Raw genomic sequence first — 17,143 nt, 5'->3', positions numbered from 1 at the left:
GGCGATCAGGCCGCAGCTGGAGTGGAGTTGGGGGTCAAATAGCCGGAGAAGGCGGCCGACAGCAGCGCGTCCTGGCTCCAGGCGCCGCGCTCGAAGGTGTCGACGATGCTGCCGGCGCTCATGACGGCGATGCGGTCGCAGATCAGCATCAGTTCGCGCAAGTCGCTCGAGACGATGACGAGGCCCTTGCCCTGGCGCGCCTGTTCGGCCAGCACCTGATAAATATCAAACTTGGCGCCGATATCGATGCCGCGCGTGGGCTCGTCGAACAGCATCACGGGGCAATCGCGGTACAGCCAGCGGGCGATCACGACCTTTTGCTGGTTGCCGCCGGACAGCTCGGCCACCGTTTGCGCGCTGTTGCGCGAACGGATGCCCAGGCGCTGAATATAGTCGTCGGCCACCGTCGCTTCGGCCGCGTCGTTGAGCCAGCCAGCGCCACTGACCGTGTCGAGCGAGGCCAGGGTCGTGTTGACGGCGATCGACTGGCGCAGCAACAAACCCTGGCCCTTGCGGTCTTCCGTGATCATGGCGATGCCGGCTTTCACGGCCGCCTGCGGCGAGTGCAAGGCGGCGGGCACCTCGCTGTCGCCGAGGAACACGTCACCGGCATCGGCGCGGTCGGCGCCGAAGATCAAACGCAGCAATTCCGTGCGGCCCGAGCCGATCAGCCCGGCGATGCCGAGGATTTCGCCGGCGCGCAAGTCGAACGATGTCGGGTTGACCACCTTGCCGCGCGCCAAGCCCCGCACGCGCAGCAACGGCGCGCCGATGGTGCGCCCGCTCAGGTCGACGGCATCGTCGGCCGAGCGGCCCACCATCAGGCTGACCAGGTCGGCGGCGGAGTGGCCGGCGATATCGTCGTCGCACACGAGCTGGCCATCGCGCAGCACGGCGATGCGGTCGGCCACGCGCTTGAGTTCTTCCAGGCGGTGGGAAATGTAGATGATGCACACGCCGTCGGCCTTCAGGCGTTCGATTTGCAGGAACAGCAATTCCACTTCGCGGTGCGTCAGCATGGCCGTCGGCTCATCTAACACCAGCAAACGGCAGGCGCCAATTAAATTGCGCGCGATTTCGATCATCTGCTGGTGGCCGATACCCAGTTCGCCCACGAGGGTCCACGGATCGAGGCCGCCCAGGCCCACTTTCTCCATCTGTTCGCGCGCGTCGCGTTCGAGACGCGTGCGGTCGATGAAGCCGAAGCGCTGCGGCAGGTTTTTCAGGTACAGGTTTTCCGCGATCGACAGGGTGGGAATCAAATTGAGTTCCTGCATCACCATGCGGATGCCCAGCGCCTCGGCCGCGCCGCGCGAGGCGGGCTGGTAGGGCTTGCCGTCGAGCAGCATCGTGCCCGTGGTCGCTTGCTCCAGGCCGCAGATGATCTTCGACAGGGTGCTTTTACCGGCACCGTTCTCTCCCGTCAGCGCCAGTACCTGGCCGGGGGCGAAACGCAGGCCCACGCCGCCCAGCACGGGGCCGACATAGGACTTGCCGATGTTATCCAGGGTCAATAGAGGGATGGCGGCTGATGGCGCCGGGAGGATGTCGGTGGGCATGATAAAACTCCGCGGAAAAAGGCGGCGGGGCCGGCGCCGCCGCCTCAGGCTGAGACGCGGGCGCTGGCCCCGGCGGGATCAGACGATCAGGACTTGGCGCCCTTGGCGACCAGTTCGACCTTGGTTTCGATGACGCCACCGAGATCGGCCTGTTTCTTCTTCTGCGCCAGCGCTTTGAGCACGGTGTCGATGCCGAACACGGCTTGCTGCGAACCGAACTGGTCGGCGGTAGCCAGCACGCGGCCATCGGCCAGCATCGGCTTGATGGCGTTGATGTTGTCGTAGCCGACGACGAGGACCTTGCCCGTCTTGCCGGCCGCCTTGATGGCGGACACGGCGCCGATGGCCATGTTGTCGTTACCGCACAGCAAGGCCTTGATATTCGGGTTGGCGTTCAGCATGGCGGCGGCCACCGTATTGGCGGGGGCGATTTCCCACTGGCCCGACTGCACGCTGACGACCTTGGCACCGGCCGCGTTCATGGCGTCCTGGAAGCCCAGGGTGCGCTGCTGCGCGTTATAGGTGGTGGACACGCCCTCGATGATGCCGACGGGGTCGCCCTTCTTGATCTGCTTGGCCAGGAAGTCGCCGACGACCTTGGCGCCCTTGCGGTTGTCCGGCCCGACGAACGGCACGGTGATGCCCTTCTCTTTCAGCGCGCCCTCGTCGAGCTTGTTGTCGATATTGACGACGATGATGCCCGCGTCGATGGCTTTTTTCAGCACCGGCACCAGCGCTTTCGAATCGGCCGGGGCGATCACCAGCGCGTTGACGCGCGAGACGATCATTTGCTCGACCAGCTTGATCTGGCTCGACGTATCCGTTTCATCCTTGATGCCGTTCGACAGCAGGTCGTACTTGGCGGCATTGGCCTTCTGATGCGCCTTGGCGCCATTTTCCATGGTCAGGAAAAATTCATTGGCGAGCGACTTCATCACCAGCGCCACCTTCGGTTTGGCAGGCGTCTGCGCCATGGCCGGCACGGCGGGCAAAGCACATACCAGGACAGCGGCGGCAATCATTTTCAGGCGAATACGGGATGTCATGAGCGTCTCCAGAGTTGTTGGTCAAGCACGTGTACTGCATGCTTTTTAGGAAATTCGTTGCGCGCAAACGTTTGCGCGAAGCGAATAGTGCCTCAATGCCCTATTACAGTGCAAGCAAAACAGTATGTGCGGTGCAGCAAAAAGAGGACGCTCAGAGGGAAACGGGCAGGCCGATGCGACCGGCCTGCCGAGGGGAAATGCGCGGAAGTCAGGCGTTTGTTGCGGGACGGGCGCTGGCCCACTGCACCGCCAGCACGCTGGCCAGCACCAGCAGCAAGCCCAGCATCGACCAGCCCGTCATGGCCTGGCCCAGCAAGGCCCAGCCCAGCACGACGGCCATCAGGGGACTGAGCAGTCCCAGCGAGGAGACGGCCACGGGCGACAGGCGGGCGATGCCGCGAAACCACAAGGCATACGCCAGCAGCGCGCCGGCCAGGCACAGGTAGGCGTAGGCCAGCACTTGCTGCAAGGACAGCGCCGGCAACGGGGCGTCGGCCAGCCAGGCGACGGGCGCCAGCATCAGGCCGCCGAGCAGCAATTGCCAGCCCGTCAGCGCCAGCACGGGCAAGTCCGGCTTCCAGCGCCGCGTCAGATAGGTGCCGGCCGCCATGCAGGCCGTGCCGCCCAGCGCGGCGGCGATGCCGATCGGTTCCCACACCGTGCGCGGCGACAACAACAAAACGGCCATGCCGGCCACGCCCAGCACGCTGGCAAGCAAGGCCAGGCGGGCCGGACGGCGCCCTTCCACGCCCCAGGCCAGGCCCATCACCAGCAGCGGCTGGATGGCGCCCACCACGGCCGCCAGGCCGCCGGGCAGGCGGTAGGCGGCCACGAACAGCAGCGCCTGGAACACGCCGATATTGAGCGCCGACAGGATCAGCACGCGGCCCCAGTCGCGCCGCGCGGGCAGGCGCCGCATGATCAGCAGCAACAGCAGGCCGGCCGGCAGCACGCGGATCAGGGCCGCCGTGAAGGGCCGGTCCGGCGGCAGCAGTTCGGACGTGACGATATACGTGGAACCCCAGATCAGGGGCGCCAGCGCCGTGAGCAGAATATCGCCCCAGGCGGGGCGGACAGAAAAGGCGGACATGTACTATCTCGACATCAAGATAAAAAGCCAGTGTGGGCGCGAACTATCTTGATGTCAAGATAAATTGACGGAGGCACCGGCGCCTGGCGGGCGTAAAAAAGCCCGGCAGGGCCGGGCTTCGGGAATGAGGCAAGGCGGCACGCTGCCGCCTGCCCGACGCTTAATCGCGCACGCGCTGCAGCACCGCGACCGGCATGCCGCCGACGGTGAGCGTGGCCACGTTGTTGCTGTTGCTCAGGCTGATCTGCATGGCCATGCCGCCCCCCTCTTCCGAGACGATCGTCACGACATTGCCTTCGGTGGCAAACGTGGCCGTGCTTGCGTTGCCGTTCTCGATAATGCTGTCCTTTGTAAATTCCAGGATTTTGCCCGTCGAGCCCTTCCATTTGCCCACCAGCGGGTGGCCGCCAAAGCGGAACAGGCTTTTCAGCTTGTCCAGCATGCCCGCTTCTTGCGCACCCGAGGCATTGCGCATGGCACCCGCCATGGCCATGGCGGCCTGGTGCAGTTGCGCACGGTCGGTGACTTGCCATTGCTTGTCGACCAGCGCCAGCGGCAGTTGCACTTCCAGACCGCCGCCCGGCAAGCGTTGCAGGATCTGCGCGCGGTCCGGCGACTTGACGAGCCATGCCGCCTCATCGCTCAGCGCCAGGGTGGCCGTGGCCATCGCCGTCGGCTGCCCGCCCATCTCGCGCACCTGCTCGTAGCCGCTGACCTTGGCCACTTTCACGCCCTTGGCCACGCACAGCTTGTCGCCGCGCAAGGCGGCCTTGCCCGGCGCGGCCAGCGCATAGACGAATTGCGATTGCGCCAGCCAGCCGCCGCTGCTTTGTTCGACGGGCGCGTTGTACAAGCCGCCACGCACGAGGATATCGAGCCATTGTCGAGTGGAACTGTCGTACGACGCCACGCGGATTTCTTCCTTCTGGTACGGCAAGTTGGTGAAGCACAGCAGCTTGTCGCGCGCCGCCTCGTCGGCCGCCAGGTGGGCATCGATGGCGCGGCCAAAACTGCTGGCCGACGCCGCTTCCGGCGCCAGCAGCCACGCCAGGGCGCCGCCAGCCACGATGACCGCCGCCAGCGCGCCGCCGGCGATGACGACGTGGCGCCGCTTCACGCCGGACAGCGCCGGTGTCGCGGCCGGCGCGGGTGCCGGTGATGGGGCTGGCGCGGCATTGACGGCCTTGCCGCACTCGTCGCAAAAACGCGCGTCGGGCGCGTGGGCGGTGCCGCACTGTTTACAGAATTGCGCCATGGTCTGCCTTACTTGAGTTTATGCGCGCATTCGCCGCAGAACACGTCATCGGACGCGACCGGGGCCTTGCAGCTCGGGCAATGCAGGCTGTCAACCGACGCAGCGGCCGGTGCGGCCGGTGCGGCAGGTGCCGCGGCCTGTTCGGCCAGGGCACGCGCGCGTTCACGCGCTTCTTCGGCTTTCTTCTTGACCGCGGCCAGCCCGCCGTTCAGGCTCGCTTCCGAGGCGCTGAAATCGACATTGCGCGTGGCGTTCAGGTAAATGATGCACACACCCTTGGTAAAGATCAGGCCGGGCACCACAGCCGCGGCCGCCATCAGCAAGCCGCCGCCCAGACCGGCTGCGATGATGTAGCCGGAACCGCCACTCAGACCCGAAGCCAGGGAATACATATTCATCTGGCCGCCCAGGCCCAGGATGCCAGCCGACATGCCGCTGGTCAGCGACACGCCGGTACCGACCACGCCAAAGATCAGCAGCGCCACAAACGTCGTGATCAGGAACAGCAGCACTTCCAGCAGGATCACCGACACCAGCTTGGTGCGCACGATCAGGTTCAGGCGGGCAATGATCTGGAACACGGTGGCGCCCGACCACGCGGCGGGGCCGGCCAGCGGCAGCATCACGTAAAACAGCGCAAACACCAGCACGCCCAGCACGATGGCCGACAACGGGAAGACCAGCGTGTACAGCACGGGACCGAGCACGGGGATCTTGCAGACGAACAAAATGATGGCGATGGCGATCATGGCCGCCAGCACGATCAGAAATTCCAGGAACACGACCGCGATCAGGCGGTGGCTCGTGTACAGCGAAACGAGCACGGCATCCACCAGGCTCAAGCCAGGCTGGCCCTGGGCATCGCGCATCAGCAGGATGCCGACGGCGTTGGAGCCGTAAAACATCACGAGGAAGGCCATCAGGCCGCCCAGGAAGCCCAGCAGCACGCTGCTCATGCTGCCGGCGAGCATCGTCAGTACACCACCGACGAGCACGGCGCCGATGAAGGTCAGGGCCAGCAGGGCAATCGCGCGGAAATTCTTGATGGCGTCGGTCGCTTCGATCAGCGAACCGAGCGCGGAGGAAAAGGGAAGAGGTTTAGGTGCTTCTGTGGAAATGGTCATGTCTAGCCTGGATGGGGGTAAATCGGGAACGGAACGGCCGGCATGGCCGCCCCGTGGCAATCAGTGTCAGTAAGCGCGGGCCAGTTGCAGGTCGGACGCAGGCGCCTGGCGCTGGACGATCTGCAGCTTGACGTCCTGGCCGCCGACGCGCTTGCTATTCAGGTACAGGGCCGTGCGTACCGGGTAAATGCCTTGCGGCACGCCTTCAGGCATGGGAATCGAGAAGCCGCCCTTGTAGGCGCCGCTGCCGTTATTGCTGCTGACCACCTTGCGCACGGTTTTGATCAAGTCGCCATTGGGCTTGTACAGGCTCAATTCCTCTTCCACCAGCGGGTTCGGATCGCGCGTGCCGGCCGCCACTTCGATATACGAATTGGTCTGCGCCTTCTGGCCCGGACGCACGGACGACGGCGTAAAGCCCGTCTCGTACTTCACCAGGGTCGACTGCTCGGGCAGCTTGCCCTTGTTGGCCACCTTGTAGTCGGCCTGTACCTGCTGCGACGTCTTGACTTGCTGGCTTTGATAATTCAGGGCCACGCAGGCGAGTGCGCCCAGGCTGGCGCCCAGTGCCGCGCCGCGCACGGTATTGTTGCCGCCGCCCAGCAAGCCGCCCACGACGGCGCCGATGCCGGCCAGCATGGCCGTATTGCATTCGCCGCTGCCCGCTTCCGTGCCGGCGGTGGTGGTATTGCCCGTGGCGCCAGGACCGCCCGGTGCGGCGCAACCGGCCAGCATCGAAGACACGACCAGCAGCGCCACCATGGGCTTGGCAATTTGTTTCAAGTTTTTCACGTTATTCTCCGGAAGGATCAAAAATAGGGGGAAGGCAAGCCGCGCGGCTTACTCGATCTGGATTTGCGACAGCGCCTTGTCTTGCGCTTCCTTCGCCTTGCGCTTGATGTCGAGCGCATGGCGGTTGCCCGTGTCCATGCGCAACACGGCATTCGCATTGGCAATGGCGCAGTCGTACTTGCGCTGGCTCATGCAGTGGCTCGCTTCCGACAGGCTGTCCGTGATCACGCTTTCCAGGCCGCTAGTCTGTTTGACAGGCGCCGCTGGCGGTATCACCTTGACCGGTTTGGCCGGCTTTTCAGCGACGGGAGCCGGTTTTTCCACAGCCGGGGCGGGTGCGGGCACCGGCTCGGGGGCGGGCGCGGCGACAGATGCCGGGGCGGGCGCAGCAGGCGCAACGGCAGGCTCGGCCGCCGTCGCGCCGTCGAGCGCCGGGTCGCTGATGGCCAGCGGCTGCTCGGCGGCAGGCGCAGGTTCCACCTGCGCGGGCAAGACTGGAACAGCTTCCGGCGCCGGCGCTGCCGGCTTGCTTGAGAGAAAATAGTAAGCGCCCGCACCGCCCAGCAGTACTACTGCGGCGACGGCTGCAGCGATCAGTTTCATGCGGCTGCCCGCCGCTGGGCTGTCACTTGGCGTGTCGGCCACGGGAGCTGGTGCTGGTGCTGGCGCTGGTGCGGGTGCGGGTGCAGGATCGGCACGGCGCTTTTCCAGCACGGGCGGTGGCGGCGGTGGCGCGACCGGCTCCGGGATGAAGACGGGAACGGGTTCCGGAACAGCTTGCGCGACCATTTCTGTCACTGGAGCGGGCTCAGGAACGACCACACTCACTGGTTCGGGAATCGGCGCCGGCACAGGTGCCGCAACAGGTTCTGGCGGCAGCACTGGCGCCACGGCAAAGCTGAACGCGCATTTGGGGCAGAACTTGGCGTCGGGCTTGCAATCATGGCCGCACTGGCCACAGGATTTGCCCGGCACGGCAGCGACGGCGGTCGTGGCGACGGCAAACGTCGTGCCGCAGGAAGAACAGAATTTGGCGCCCGGCTTATTCTCGGCTTGGCAGGAAAGGCATTTCAATTGGCATCTCTTTTCATATCAACGCTGGGAGTCGCGTACGCTGGCGCTTGCCAGAAAGGCAGCATTGTTGCCGTACGGCTAAATATCCAACGAGTATATTTTCAAACACCAAGTTGCCACAAGGGAAAATTGCTTTTTGCTCTATTCAATTTTTAAATATTGGTAAAAATCCCGCCGCCACGGCGGTTTGCCGCCCCATCTTGGTGCGCCCATAGCAAAAAACCCGGCAACGCAGTACGCGTTGCCGGGTTTTTCAAAGGATGCCCAAGGGCCGAAGACTATCTACTTGCGTCCACCCCGTGCCGGCGCGGCATGGCCGCCCTTGGCTGGCGGCTTGCTGCCACGGCCCATCGGCACGGCGGCCGGCTTGGCCTTCGTCTTGATGGTCGACAGAATCGATGGACGCACTTTCGACTCGGCGGCCGACGCTTTGGGCGCCGCTGCCGTGCCGCCCAGGGCGATGCGGTTCTTGCCCGGCGTGACCTTGAACTTGTCCGGCGTGCCGGCGCCATGCGTCTGGCGGCTGCGTTCGCCTGCGGCCAGGCCGCCCGATTCCGACGACGTCCAGGCCGGTATCAAGTGCTTGTCGCCATTGCCGATCAAGTCGCCACGGCCCATGTTGACCAGCGCTTCGCGCAAGATCGGCCAGTTGGCCGGGTCCTGGTAGCGCAGGAACGCTTTATGGGTGCGGCGGATCTTGCCGCTGCGCGCCGTTTCCACCACTTCCGAGTCGGCTGTCACCTTGCGCAGCGGATTCTTGCGCGTGTGGTACATCGTCGTGGCCATGGCCATCGGCGTGGGCATGAAGGTCTGCACCTGGTCCAATTTAAAATTGTTTTTCTTCAGCCACAGGGCCAGGTTCAGCATGTCCAGGTCCGTCGTGCCCGGATGGGCGGCGATGAAATACGGGATCAGGTATTGCTTCTTGCCCGCTTCCAGCGAAAAACGGTCGAACATTTCCTTGAATTCGTCGTAGGCGCCGATGCCGGGCTTCATCATCTTCGACAAGGTGCCCTCTTCCGTGTGCTCAGGGGCGATCTTCAACAGGCCGCCCACATGGTGCGTGACCAGTTCCTTCACGTACTCGGGCGAACGCACGGCCAGGTCGTAGCGCAAGCCCGAACTGATCAGCACTTTCTTGATGCCGGGAATGGCGCGCGCCTTGCGATATAGCGAGATGAGCTTGCTGTGATCCGTGCCCAGGTTGACGCAGATGGACGGGTACACGCACGACAGGCGGCGGCACGACACTTCGATCTCTTTTTCCTTGCAGGCGAGGCGATACATATTCGCCGTCGGGCCACCCATATCGGAAATGGTGCCCGTAAAGCCTTTGGTTTTATCGCGGATATGCTCAATCTCGCGCAGGATCGACGGTTCCGAACGGCTCTGGATGATGCGGCCTTCGTGCTCCGTGATCGAGCAGAAGGTGCAGCCGCCGAAGCAGCCGCGCATGATGTTGACGGAAAAGCGGATCATTTCCCAGGCGGGGATATGCGCCTTGCCATAGCTCGGGTGCGGGGCGCGCGCGTAGTTCATGTCGTACACGCCATCCATCTCGTCCATGGCCAGCGGCAGCGGCGGCGGGTTGAGCCACACGTCGCGCTCGCCATGCGCCTGCACCATGGCGCGCGCATTGCCGGGATTCGATTCCAGGTGGAACACGCGCGACGCGTGCGCATACATGACGGGGTCATCCTTGACGACGTCGTAGGCGGGCAGGCGCACGACGGTCTTGTCGTGCTTTTCCTTGGCCATGGCCAGGCGCTCTTCGCGGCTCATGATGCGGATCGGCTTGATGACTTCGGCCGATTTCGACGCATTTTCCGTGGCGCAGGCGGTCTTGTCTTCCTGCACCATCTCGTACGGGCTGTAGTGCGGGTCGATCTTGCCGGGCACGTCGACGCGGGTGGAATTGTGCACGCCCCAGTCGTCGCCGGGCAGCCAGCCGGCCGGCACCATGAAGGCCGTGCCGCGCAAGTCGCGGATATCCTTGATGTGTTCGCCGGCGGCCAGGCGGTGCGTCAGGTCGACCAGTGCCCGCTCGGCATTACCGAAGATCAACAAATCAGCCTTGGAATCGGGCAAGACGGAACGGCGGACCTTGTCCGACCAGTAATCGTAATGGGCGATGCGGCGCAAGGACGCTTCGATGCTGCCGATGACGATGGGCACGTCGGAATACGCTTCGCGCGCGCGCTGGGCGTACACAGTGACGGCGCGGTCCGGGCGCTTGTTCGGTTCGGCATTGGCCGTGTAGGCATCGTCCGAGCGGATCTTGCGGTCGGCCGTGTACTGGTTGACCATGGAATCCATGTTGCCGGCCGTGATGCCGTAGTACAGGCGCGGCTTGCCGAGGATGCGGAAGGCGTCGGCTGACAGCCAGTCGGGCTGGCTGATGATGCCGACGCGATAACCCTGCGCTTCGAGCAGGCGGCCGACCAGGGCCATGCCGAAACTCGGATGGTCGATGTAGGCGTCGCCCGTGACGAGGATGACGTCGCACTGGTCCCAGCCCAGCGCGTCCATCTCGGCACGCGACATCGGCAGGAAAGGCGCCACGGCAGCGCGGGCAGACCGCTTGGGAACGGTCGCAAATAAATTGGTAGGGGAGCTCATAGGGTACGGATTGTACCGGAATTGGCCATTTCCAACCTGACGGCCTGCTTTTTACTGTTGGATTTCAGTACAAAAAACGTTTATTTTTCAATCACTTGGGGAAAGAAGGCCCTTGGGGTCAGACCCTTCGGGGGTCTGACCCCAGCTTTTCCCCGGGTTACATCAAATCCCCATATTGGCAAGAATCTCGCCAAGTTCGCGCAGCGCCGGCTCCAGTTTCGGATGCTTGACGGCAAACTTGGCCGACAATTCCTGGCTGCGCTCGGCCAGTCCATACGTGGTCGACTCTTCTTCCTGCTCCTGCGCGGCGCGCTTTTCCATCAGCAACTTGATGTCGACATCGAGTTTTTGCAGCAAACCATGCAGTTCTTCATCGACGGGACCGCTGCTTGCCAGTGTCGAATGCAGCTGTTGCAGCGATTCCTTGAGTTTGCTATCCATGTTTTTTCCTGTCAGTCAGTAAATTGCGTGTCCAGGAACAATTGTTCCACCTTGCTCCTGGCCCACGGGGTCTTGCGCAAAAACTTCAGGCTCGACTTGATGCTGGGATCGCTGATGAAGCAATTGATATCGATGTGCTTGGCCAAGCCGTCCCAGCCGTAGTGGGCGTGCAGGCGCGTCACGATACCTTCCAGGGTAATGCCATTCAAATCTTGCTGACTCATATACTCTTTCAACTGCCTTCTTGTTTACATCTTACTCAATTCTACGCCGCCGGCACGGAAAGCTTGCGTGCGCCATGTCAACGCAACGCAAGCTTCTGATGAGGACGTCTTACTTGGCGTTCAAGCCCCGGCGTTCCAGCAGCGGTTCCACGGTGGCGTCGCGGCCGCGGAAGTCGCGGAACAGTTGCAACGCATCGACGCTGCCGCCGCGCGACAGCAATTTGCTGCGGAACCAGTCGCCGTTCTTGCGCGTCAGGCCGCCGTTTTCCTTGAACCAGTTGACCGATTCCGCGTCCAGCTTTTCCGACCACAGGTAGGCGTAATAGGCTGCCGAGTAGCCGCCCGAGAAGCTGTGCGAGAAATACGTGGTGCGGTAGCGCGGCGGCACGGGCGCGTAGTCGACACCCGCGTCTTTCAACGATGCCGCTTCAAAGGCCAGCACGTCCGTCGGGATCTGGCTTGGCGCCAGCTGGTGCCAGCGCTGGTCCAGCAAGGCCGCCGACAGGTATTCCGTCGTCATGAAACCCTGGTTGAATTTCTTCGCCGCCGTGACCTTGTCGAGCAATTCCTGCGGCATGGCCGCGCCGCTCTGGTAGTGCTTGGCGTAGTTTTGCAGCACTTCCGGCCAGACGGCCCACATTTCATTGACTTGCGATGGATACTCGACGAAGTCGCTCGGTACGCTGGTGCCGGCAAAGCGCGGGTATTTCACGTTCGAAAACATGCCATGCAGCGCATGGCCGAATTCGTGGAACATGGTCGTCACTTCATCAAACGTCAATAAGGTCGGCTGGCCGGCGGGCGGCTTCGGAATGTTCAACTGGTTGGCGACGACGGGATGCGTGCCCATCAGCGATGATTGCGACACGTATTCATTCATCCACGCGCCGCCATGCTTGTTGCCGCGCGCATAGAAATCGGCGATGAACAGGGCCAGCGGCTTGCCGTTGGCATCCAGAACGTCGTAGACGCGCACGTCCGGGTTGTACACCGGCAAGTCCTTCCGCTCCTTGAAACTGATGCCGTACAACTTGTTCGCGGCAAAGAAGACGCCGTTGTTCAGCACGCTGTTGAGTTCCAGGTACGGTTTCAGCTCGTTTTCATCGAAATTGAAACGCTGCTTGCGCAGCTTGTCCGTGTAGATGGCCCAGTCGGCCGCTGCCACCTGGAAACCGCCCTTTTCCGCATCGACCACTTGCTGCAGGTCGGCCGCTTCGCGGCGCGCATTCGCGACGGCCGGTTTCGCCAGTTCCGACAGCAGGGTATTGACGGCCGTCGTGGTCTTGGCCGTCTGGTCTTCCAGCGCATACGCGGCGTAGTTGGCGTACCCGAGCAAGGTCGCCCGTTCGGCGCGCAGTTTGGCCAGTTTCAGCACGATGGCGCGGTTGTCGAACTCGCCGCCCTGGCTGCCGCGGTTCAGCGACGCGTCCATCAGGCGCTGACGCGTCTTGCGATCCGTCAATACGGCCAGCGGCGGCTGGCCGCTGGTGTTGACGAGGGCGATGACGAACTTGCCCGTCAAGCCCCGTTCCTTGGCGGCCGCGGCAGCCGTGTCGATATCGCTGTCCGTCATGCCGGCCAGCTCGGCACGGGTGTCGACGACGATGCTCTTGGCATTCGTTTCCTTCAGGACGTTTTGCGCGAAGGCCGTTTCCAGGCCCGCCTGCTCGGCGTTATAGGCTTTCAGTTTTTCCTTGTCCGCATCGGACAGCTTGGCGCCGGCGCGCACGAAATCCGTGTGATAGCGCTCGAGCAGGCGCAGGGATTCGGCATCGAGGCCCAGCTTGTCGCGCTTGGCGTACAGGGTGTCGATGCGGGCAAACAGTTTCGGGTTCAGCGTGATGGCGTCGCCATGCGCGGCCAGTTTCGGCGACACGTCCACTTCCACCGCTTCCAGCACGGCATTGGTATTGGTCGAGGTCATGTTGCTGAAGATGCTCTGCACGCGGTGCAGCAGCTGTCCCGTGCGCTCGAGGGCCACGATGGTGTTCTCGAACGTGGCCGGCTGGCGGTTGTTGGCAATCGCATTGACTTCGGCCAGCTGGCGTTTCATGCCTTCGGCAAACGCCGGCGCATAGTGACCATCCTTGATCAGGCCGAACTGCGGCATCTGGAACGGCAGCGGGCTCACTTTGAGCAGGGGGTTCTGGGCGCTGACGGCGGCGGCAGGTGCAGCGGCGGCGGCCATGGCGGATGGGGCGGCGTGGGCCAGCATGACGCTGGCGGCGATGACGAGCAGTTGTGGACGGATCATGACATCTTTCAGGAAGCGCGGGAAGAACCGCGATCGCGTCGCGGGCCAGTGGCAGATCATAGCAGCCTGTCACACAGGCGTCATCCAACATGGGCGATCCTGTGGTGCAGCACGCCAAATGCGCGGTTTACCACGGTTTACAGTCAAAATCTCCAAATAAAAATGGCCGCCAATTACTTGGCAGCCATTTTTCCATTGACCCGGCCTTGACGCCGGAATCACCCGATTACTTGCCGTTCAAGCCACGGCGTTCCAGCAGCGGCTCGATCTTCGCATCGCGGCCGCGGAAGTTGCGGTAGATGTCGAGCGCATCGGCGCTGCCGCCGCGCGACAGCAACTTGGCTCTGAACCAGTCGCCGTTCTTGCGCGTCAGGCCGCCGTTTTCCTTGAACCACTCGACCGTGTCGGCATCGAGCTTTTCCGACCACAGATACGCGTAGTAACCGGCCGAATAGCCGCCCGCGAACGCGTGCGAGAAATACGTGGTGCGGTAGCGCGGCGGCGCCGGGGCGAAATCGACGCCCGCTTCCGTCAAGGCGGTTTTTTCAAACGCCAGCACGTCGGTGGGGATCTGTGCCGGGGTCAGCTGATGCCAGCGCTGGTCCAGCAGGGCCGAGGCCAGGTATTCCGTGGTTTTATAGCCCTGGTTGAAATTGTCTGCCGCCGTCACCTTGGCCAGCAGTTCGGCCGGAATGGCCGCGCCCGTCTGGTAGTGCTTGGCGTAGTTTTGCAGCACTTCCGGCCACAGCGCCCACATTTCATTGACTTGCGACGGGTATTCGACGAAGTCGCGCGGCACGCTGGTGCCGGCAAAGCGCGGGTATTTCACGTTCGAAAACATGCCGTGCAGCGCATGGCCGAATTCGTGGAACATGGTGTTGACTTCGTCAAACGTCATCAGGGTCGGCTGGCCCGCTTCCGGTTTCGGAATGTTGAGATTATTCGCGATCACCGGCTTGCGGTTCAGCAAGGTCGACTGGCCCACATAGGCATTCGCCCAGGCGCCGCCGCGCTTGTTGCTGCGCGCGTAAGGGTCGAGCGTAAAGATGGCCAGTTGCGTACCGTCTTCATTGAAGACGTCGTACACCAGCATGTCGGACGTGTAAACGGGCAAGTCGGTGCGCTGCTTGAAAGTGAGGCCGTACAACTTGCCGGCGGCAAAGAACACGCCACGGGTCAGCACGCTGTGCATTTCAAAGTACGGCTTCAACTGATTTTCATCAAAGTTGTAGCGTTCGGCGCGCACCTTGTCGCTGTAGAAGGCCCAGTCGGCGGCGCCTACCTTGAAGCCGCCCTTGCCTGCATCGATGACCTTCTGGATATCGTCCGCTTCGCGGCGCGCGTTGACAACGGCCGGCTTCGCCAACTCGCCCAGCAGGGCGTTCACGGCGGTGGTGTCATGCGCCGTCTGGTCTTCCAGCGAGTAGGCCGCGTAGTTCGGGTAGCCCATCAGCGCGGCACGTTCGGCGCGCAGCTTTGCCAGTGCCAGCACTTCCTCGGTGTTGTCGAACTCGCCGCCACGGCTGCCGCGCGCTTGCGATGCCGCCATGATGCGTTCGCGCACAGCGCGGTTGGTCAGCAGCGACAGCGGCGCCTGGCCCGTCGTGTTGACGAGGGCGATCACGTACTTGCCATCGAGGCCGCGCTTCTTGGCCAGGCCGGCAGCCACTTCGATGGCGGCCGACGACAGGCCGTCGAGTTCTTCGCGCGTATCGACGACGACGGCCGAAGCGTTCAATTCCTTCAGCACGTTCTGTGCGAACTTGGTCGACAGGGCAGCCAGCTGGCCGTTGTAGGCGCGCAGCTTTTCCTTGTCCGCCGCCGACAGCTTGGCGCCGGCGCGGACAAAATCGGTGTGGTAGCGTTCCAGCAGGCGTTTCGATTCCGCATCCAGACCCAGCTTGTCGCGCTTGGCGTACAGGGTGTCGATGCGCTGGAAAAGCTTGTCGTTGAGCATGATCGCGTCGCTGTGGGCCGCCATCTTCGGCGCCAGTTCGCGTTCCAGGCCCTGGATCGTGTCATTCGTGTTGGAACCGGACATCACGGAAAACACGGTGCGCACGCGGCTCAGCAGTTGGCCCGAGCGTTCCATGGCCACGATGGTGTTGTCGAACGTGGCCGCTTTCTTGTTATTCGCAATCGCGTTGATTTCCGCCAGGTTGGCGGCCATGCCTGCCGTAAAGGCGGGCGCGTAGTCGGCGTCCTGCACCTTGTCGAACGGCGGATACTGGAATGGCAGGCTGCTCGCTTGCGCAAACGGGTTCGAGGCGGGCAAGGCGGCGGTAGCGGCGGGCACGGTGGTAGCGGCGGTGGCGGCAAAAGCGGCGGCGGCTGGCGCCAGCATCAGGCTGGCGGCGATGACGAGCATTGTAGGACGGGTCATGTCTTCTTTCAAGGAACGCAAGAGAGCCGCGATTGTGTCGCGGGCCAGCCTGAAATAATAACAGCCTGACACACTTGCGTCACCAGCAACTACCGGTGGTAGCGCGCCTGCCAGTAATGAACGGTTTTCATGCGCCCCGCACTACGATGCCGATTTAATAATGCGGCGGACGTTCGTTGACCAGCCCGCCATTCGCCTGCTGCGCCCCGTCGCGCACATGCTCGCCCAGCTTGTGCAGCATCGCTTCCAGCTGGTCGATGCGCTTGCCCTGCTGGTACACCATCTGGTTCAGCGACTCGACCAGATCTTCCTGCTGCGCCAGCTTGATTTCAATATCGACGAAACGTGTTTCCATCTGTTGTTCTGCATTGTCCATGGTGCTCTCGGTGATTCCTGACTGAAAGCGGCATTCTACCGCCGCAACGGCGTGCGCCAGGACAAACAAACGGCATTCTTCCCGAGGCGGTACCGAATTCTGCCTATTCTCTCAGTATGGCTGAATCAAACCGCTTGACGAATGAGAACAAACGATTACAATGAACACACCAGCGCCACCCGAACCAGTGCTGATCGATACGCGCAAGACGGCCGAATACCGGCGCTGGGAAGACTCCCTGCACGATGTGGCGGCCGCAGCCATCGATGCACGCATCAAGCATTTGCAGCACGGCAAGAAGGGCGACTGGCGGCCAGTGGGCGAAGGCGTGTGCGAACTGCGTTTTTTACAGACGGGACCCGGCTGGCGCGTGTACTTTCACGAAACCAACCTGGGCACCCTGATCTTGCTGCTGCTGGGTGGCAACAAATCGAGCCAGCAGCGCGACATCAAACAGGCGCAAGCGATACTCAAGGACTTGAAAGCCCGGCAGGCAGCCATCCGGAAAGCGGCGGCAAGCCCATCGACAGGAGCACGAAAGAAATGAACCACCATATCGACCATGACACCTTCGACCTCGACGACCTGGAAGCCTTAGGCCTGAGCAAATTTGACCCAACCCAACACCTGACCAGCAAGGCCGCCGTGGCCGCCTACATGAGCGAAATCGTCGCCACCGGCAATGCCGAACTGTTCCAGTCGGCCATGAACGACGTGGTGCGCGCGTACGGCATGGGCAAGGTGGCGGCCCGGGCCGACATCACGCGCGAAGGCGCATATAAAGCCTTGCGCGAAGGCAGCAAGCCGCGCTTTGAAACCATTTTGAAGATGCTCGATGCGCTGGGCATGCAGCTGGCCATCGTGCCCAAAACCACGCCCGACAGCACCGTGGAAGCGTGAACGCTG

General features: G+C 63.0%; 15 protein-coding genes and 1 pseudogene. 2 read left to right on the top strand and 14 right to left on the bottom strand.

What is annotated here, in order from left to right; genetic code table 11:
* Positions 1–5: 5 nt before the first annotated feature.
* The 14 genes and pseudogenes from AC1RBA_RS23345 to AC1RBA_RS23280 all read right to left on the bottom strand — a co-directional run bounded on the left by AC1RBA_RS23345 (position 6) and on the right by AC1RBA_RS23280 (position 16,237).
* Positions 6–1,559 carry a sugar ABC transporter ATP-binding protein gene (locus AC1RBA_RS23345; protein ID WP_492419937.1) on the bottom strand — a complete coding sequence of 518 codons (1,554 nt, stop codon included), beginning with the start codon at positions 1,557–1,559 and terminating at the stop codon, positions 6–8.
* An 86-nt stretch (positions 1,560–1,645) separates the two neighbouring features.
* Entirely contained in the window at positions 1,646–2,605 is a 960-nt protein-coding gene (locus AC1RBA_RS23340) for a sugar ABC transporter substrate-binding protein (RefSeq protein ID WP_070219455.1), read from the bottom strand.
* A 208-nt stretch (positions 2,606–2,813) separates the two neighbouring features.
* Entirely contained in the window at positions 2,814–3,695 is an 882-nt protein-coding gene (locus tag AC1RBA_RS23335; protein ID WP_070219456.1) for an EamA family transporter, read from the bottom strand.
* Positions 3,696–3,855: 160 nt separating this feature from the next.
* Positions 3,856–4,950 (bottom strand): zinc-ribbon domain-containing protein, encoded by a 1,095-nt coding sequence (locus AC1RBA_RS23330; RefSeq protein WP_492419936.1) that lies wholly within the window; start codon positions 4,948–4,950, stop codon positions 3,856–3,858.
* Positions 4,951–4,958: 8 nt separating this feature from the next.
* Positions 4,959–6,074: a hypothetical protein gene (locus AC1RBA_RS23325; protein WP_492419935.1), complete on the bottom strand. Its 1,116-nt coding sequence runs from the start codon at positions 6,072–6,074 to the stop codon at positions 4,959–4,961.
* Positions 6,075–6,140: 66 nt separating this feature from the next.
* Positions 6,141–6,866: a hypothetical protein gene (locus AC1RBA_RS23320; protein ID WP_070219459.1), complete on the bottom strand. Its 726-nt coding sequence runs from the start codon at positions 6,864–6,866 to the stop codon at positions 6,141–6,143.
* Between the two features lie 48 nt (positions 6,867–6,914).
* Positions 6,915–7,664, bottom strand: coding sequence for a hypothetical protein (locus tag AC1RBA_RS23315; RefSeq protein ID WP_492419988.1), 750 nt, complete (start codon positions 7,662–7,664; stop codon positions 6,915–6,917).
* Positions 7,665–7,832: 168 nt separating this feature from the next.
* A pseudogene (locus tag AC1RBA_RS23310) lies at positions 7,833–7,940 on the bottom strand (zinc-ribbon domain-containing protein); the annotation flags it as partial.
* 282 nt (positions 7,941–8,222) lie between these two features.
* Positions 8,223–10,484, bottom strand: a complete 2,262-nt coding sequence (locus AC1RBA_RS23305; protein ID WP_070290369.1) for a YgiQ family radical SAM protein — start codon at positions 10,482–10,484, stop codon at positions 8,223–8,225.
* Positions 10,485–10,721: 237 nt separating this feature from the next.
* Positions 10,722–11,000 carry a DUF4404 family protein gene (locus tag AC1RBA_RS23300; RefSeq protein WP_070219601.1) on the bottom strand — a complete coding sequence of 93 codons (279 nt, stop codon included), beginning with the start codon at positions 10,998–11,000 and terminating at the stop codon, positions 10,722–10,724.
* An 11-nt stretch (positions 11,001–11,011) separates the two neighbouring features.
* Entirely contained in the window at positions 11,012–11,224 is a 213-nt protein-coding gene (locus tag AC1RBA_RS23295) for a VF530 family protein (RefSeq protein ID WP_070219603.1), read from the bottom strand.
* 109 nt (positions 11,225–11,333) lie between these two features.
* On the bottom strand, positions 11,334–13,478 hold the full coding sequence (locus AC1RBA_RS23290; protein ID WP_492419934.1) for a M3 family metallopeptidase: 2,145 nt from the start codon (positions 13,476–13,478) through the stop codon (positions 11,334–11,336).
* Positions 13,479–13,704: 226 nt separating this feature from the next.
* Positions 13,705–15,861, bottom strand: a complete 2,157-nt coding sequence (locus AC1RBA_RS23285) for a M3 family metallopeptidase (protein WP_492419933.1) — start codon at positions 15,859–15,861, stop codon at positions 13,705–13,707.
* Between the two features lie 154 nt (positions 15,862–16,015).
* On the bottom strand, positions 16,016–16,237 hold the full coding sequence (locus AC1RBA_RS23280) for a SlyX family protein (RefSeq protein ID WP_070312006.1): 222 nt from the start codon (positions 16,235–16,237) through the stop codon (positions 16,016–16,018).
* A 160-nt stretch (positions 16,238–16,397) separates the two neighbouring features.
* Here AC1RBA_RS23280 and AC1RBA_RS23275 point away from each other — a divergent pair, with 160 nt between their 5' ends.
* Together AC1RBA_RS23275 and AC1RBA_RS23270 are read left to right on the top strand one after the other, a co-directional pair.
* On the top strand, positions 16,398–16,784 hold the full coding sequence (locus AC1RBA_RS23275) for a type II toxin-antitoxin system RelE/ParE family toxin (RefSeq protein WP_070312005.1): 387 nt from the start codon (positions 16,398–16,400) through the stop codon (positions 16,782–16,784).
* A complete protein-coding gene (locus AC1RBA_RS23270) occupies positions 16,781–17,137 on the top strand; it encodes an addiction module antidote protein (RefSeq protein WP_070290278.1) in 357 nt (118 codons plus the stop codon). The genes AC1RBA_RS23275 and AC1RBA_RS23270 overlap by 4 nt, the downstream gene beginning before the upstream one ends.
* The last annotated feature ends 6 nt before the right edge of the window (positions 17,138–17,143 follow it).

This window comes from Janthinobacterium sp. GW823-FHT03B06 (assembly GCF_058796955.1).
The sequence above is the reverse complement of the archived record's forward strand: the minus strand, read 5'-3'. Positions and strand labels throughout refer to the sequence as shown.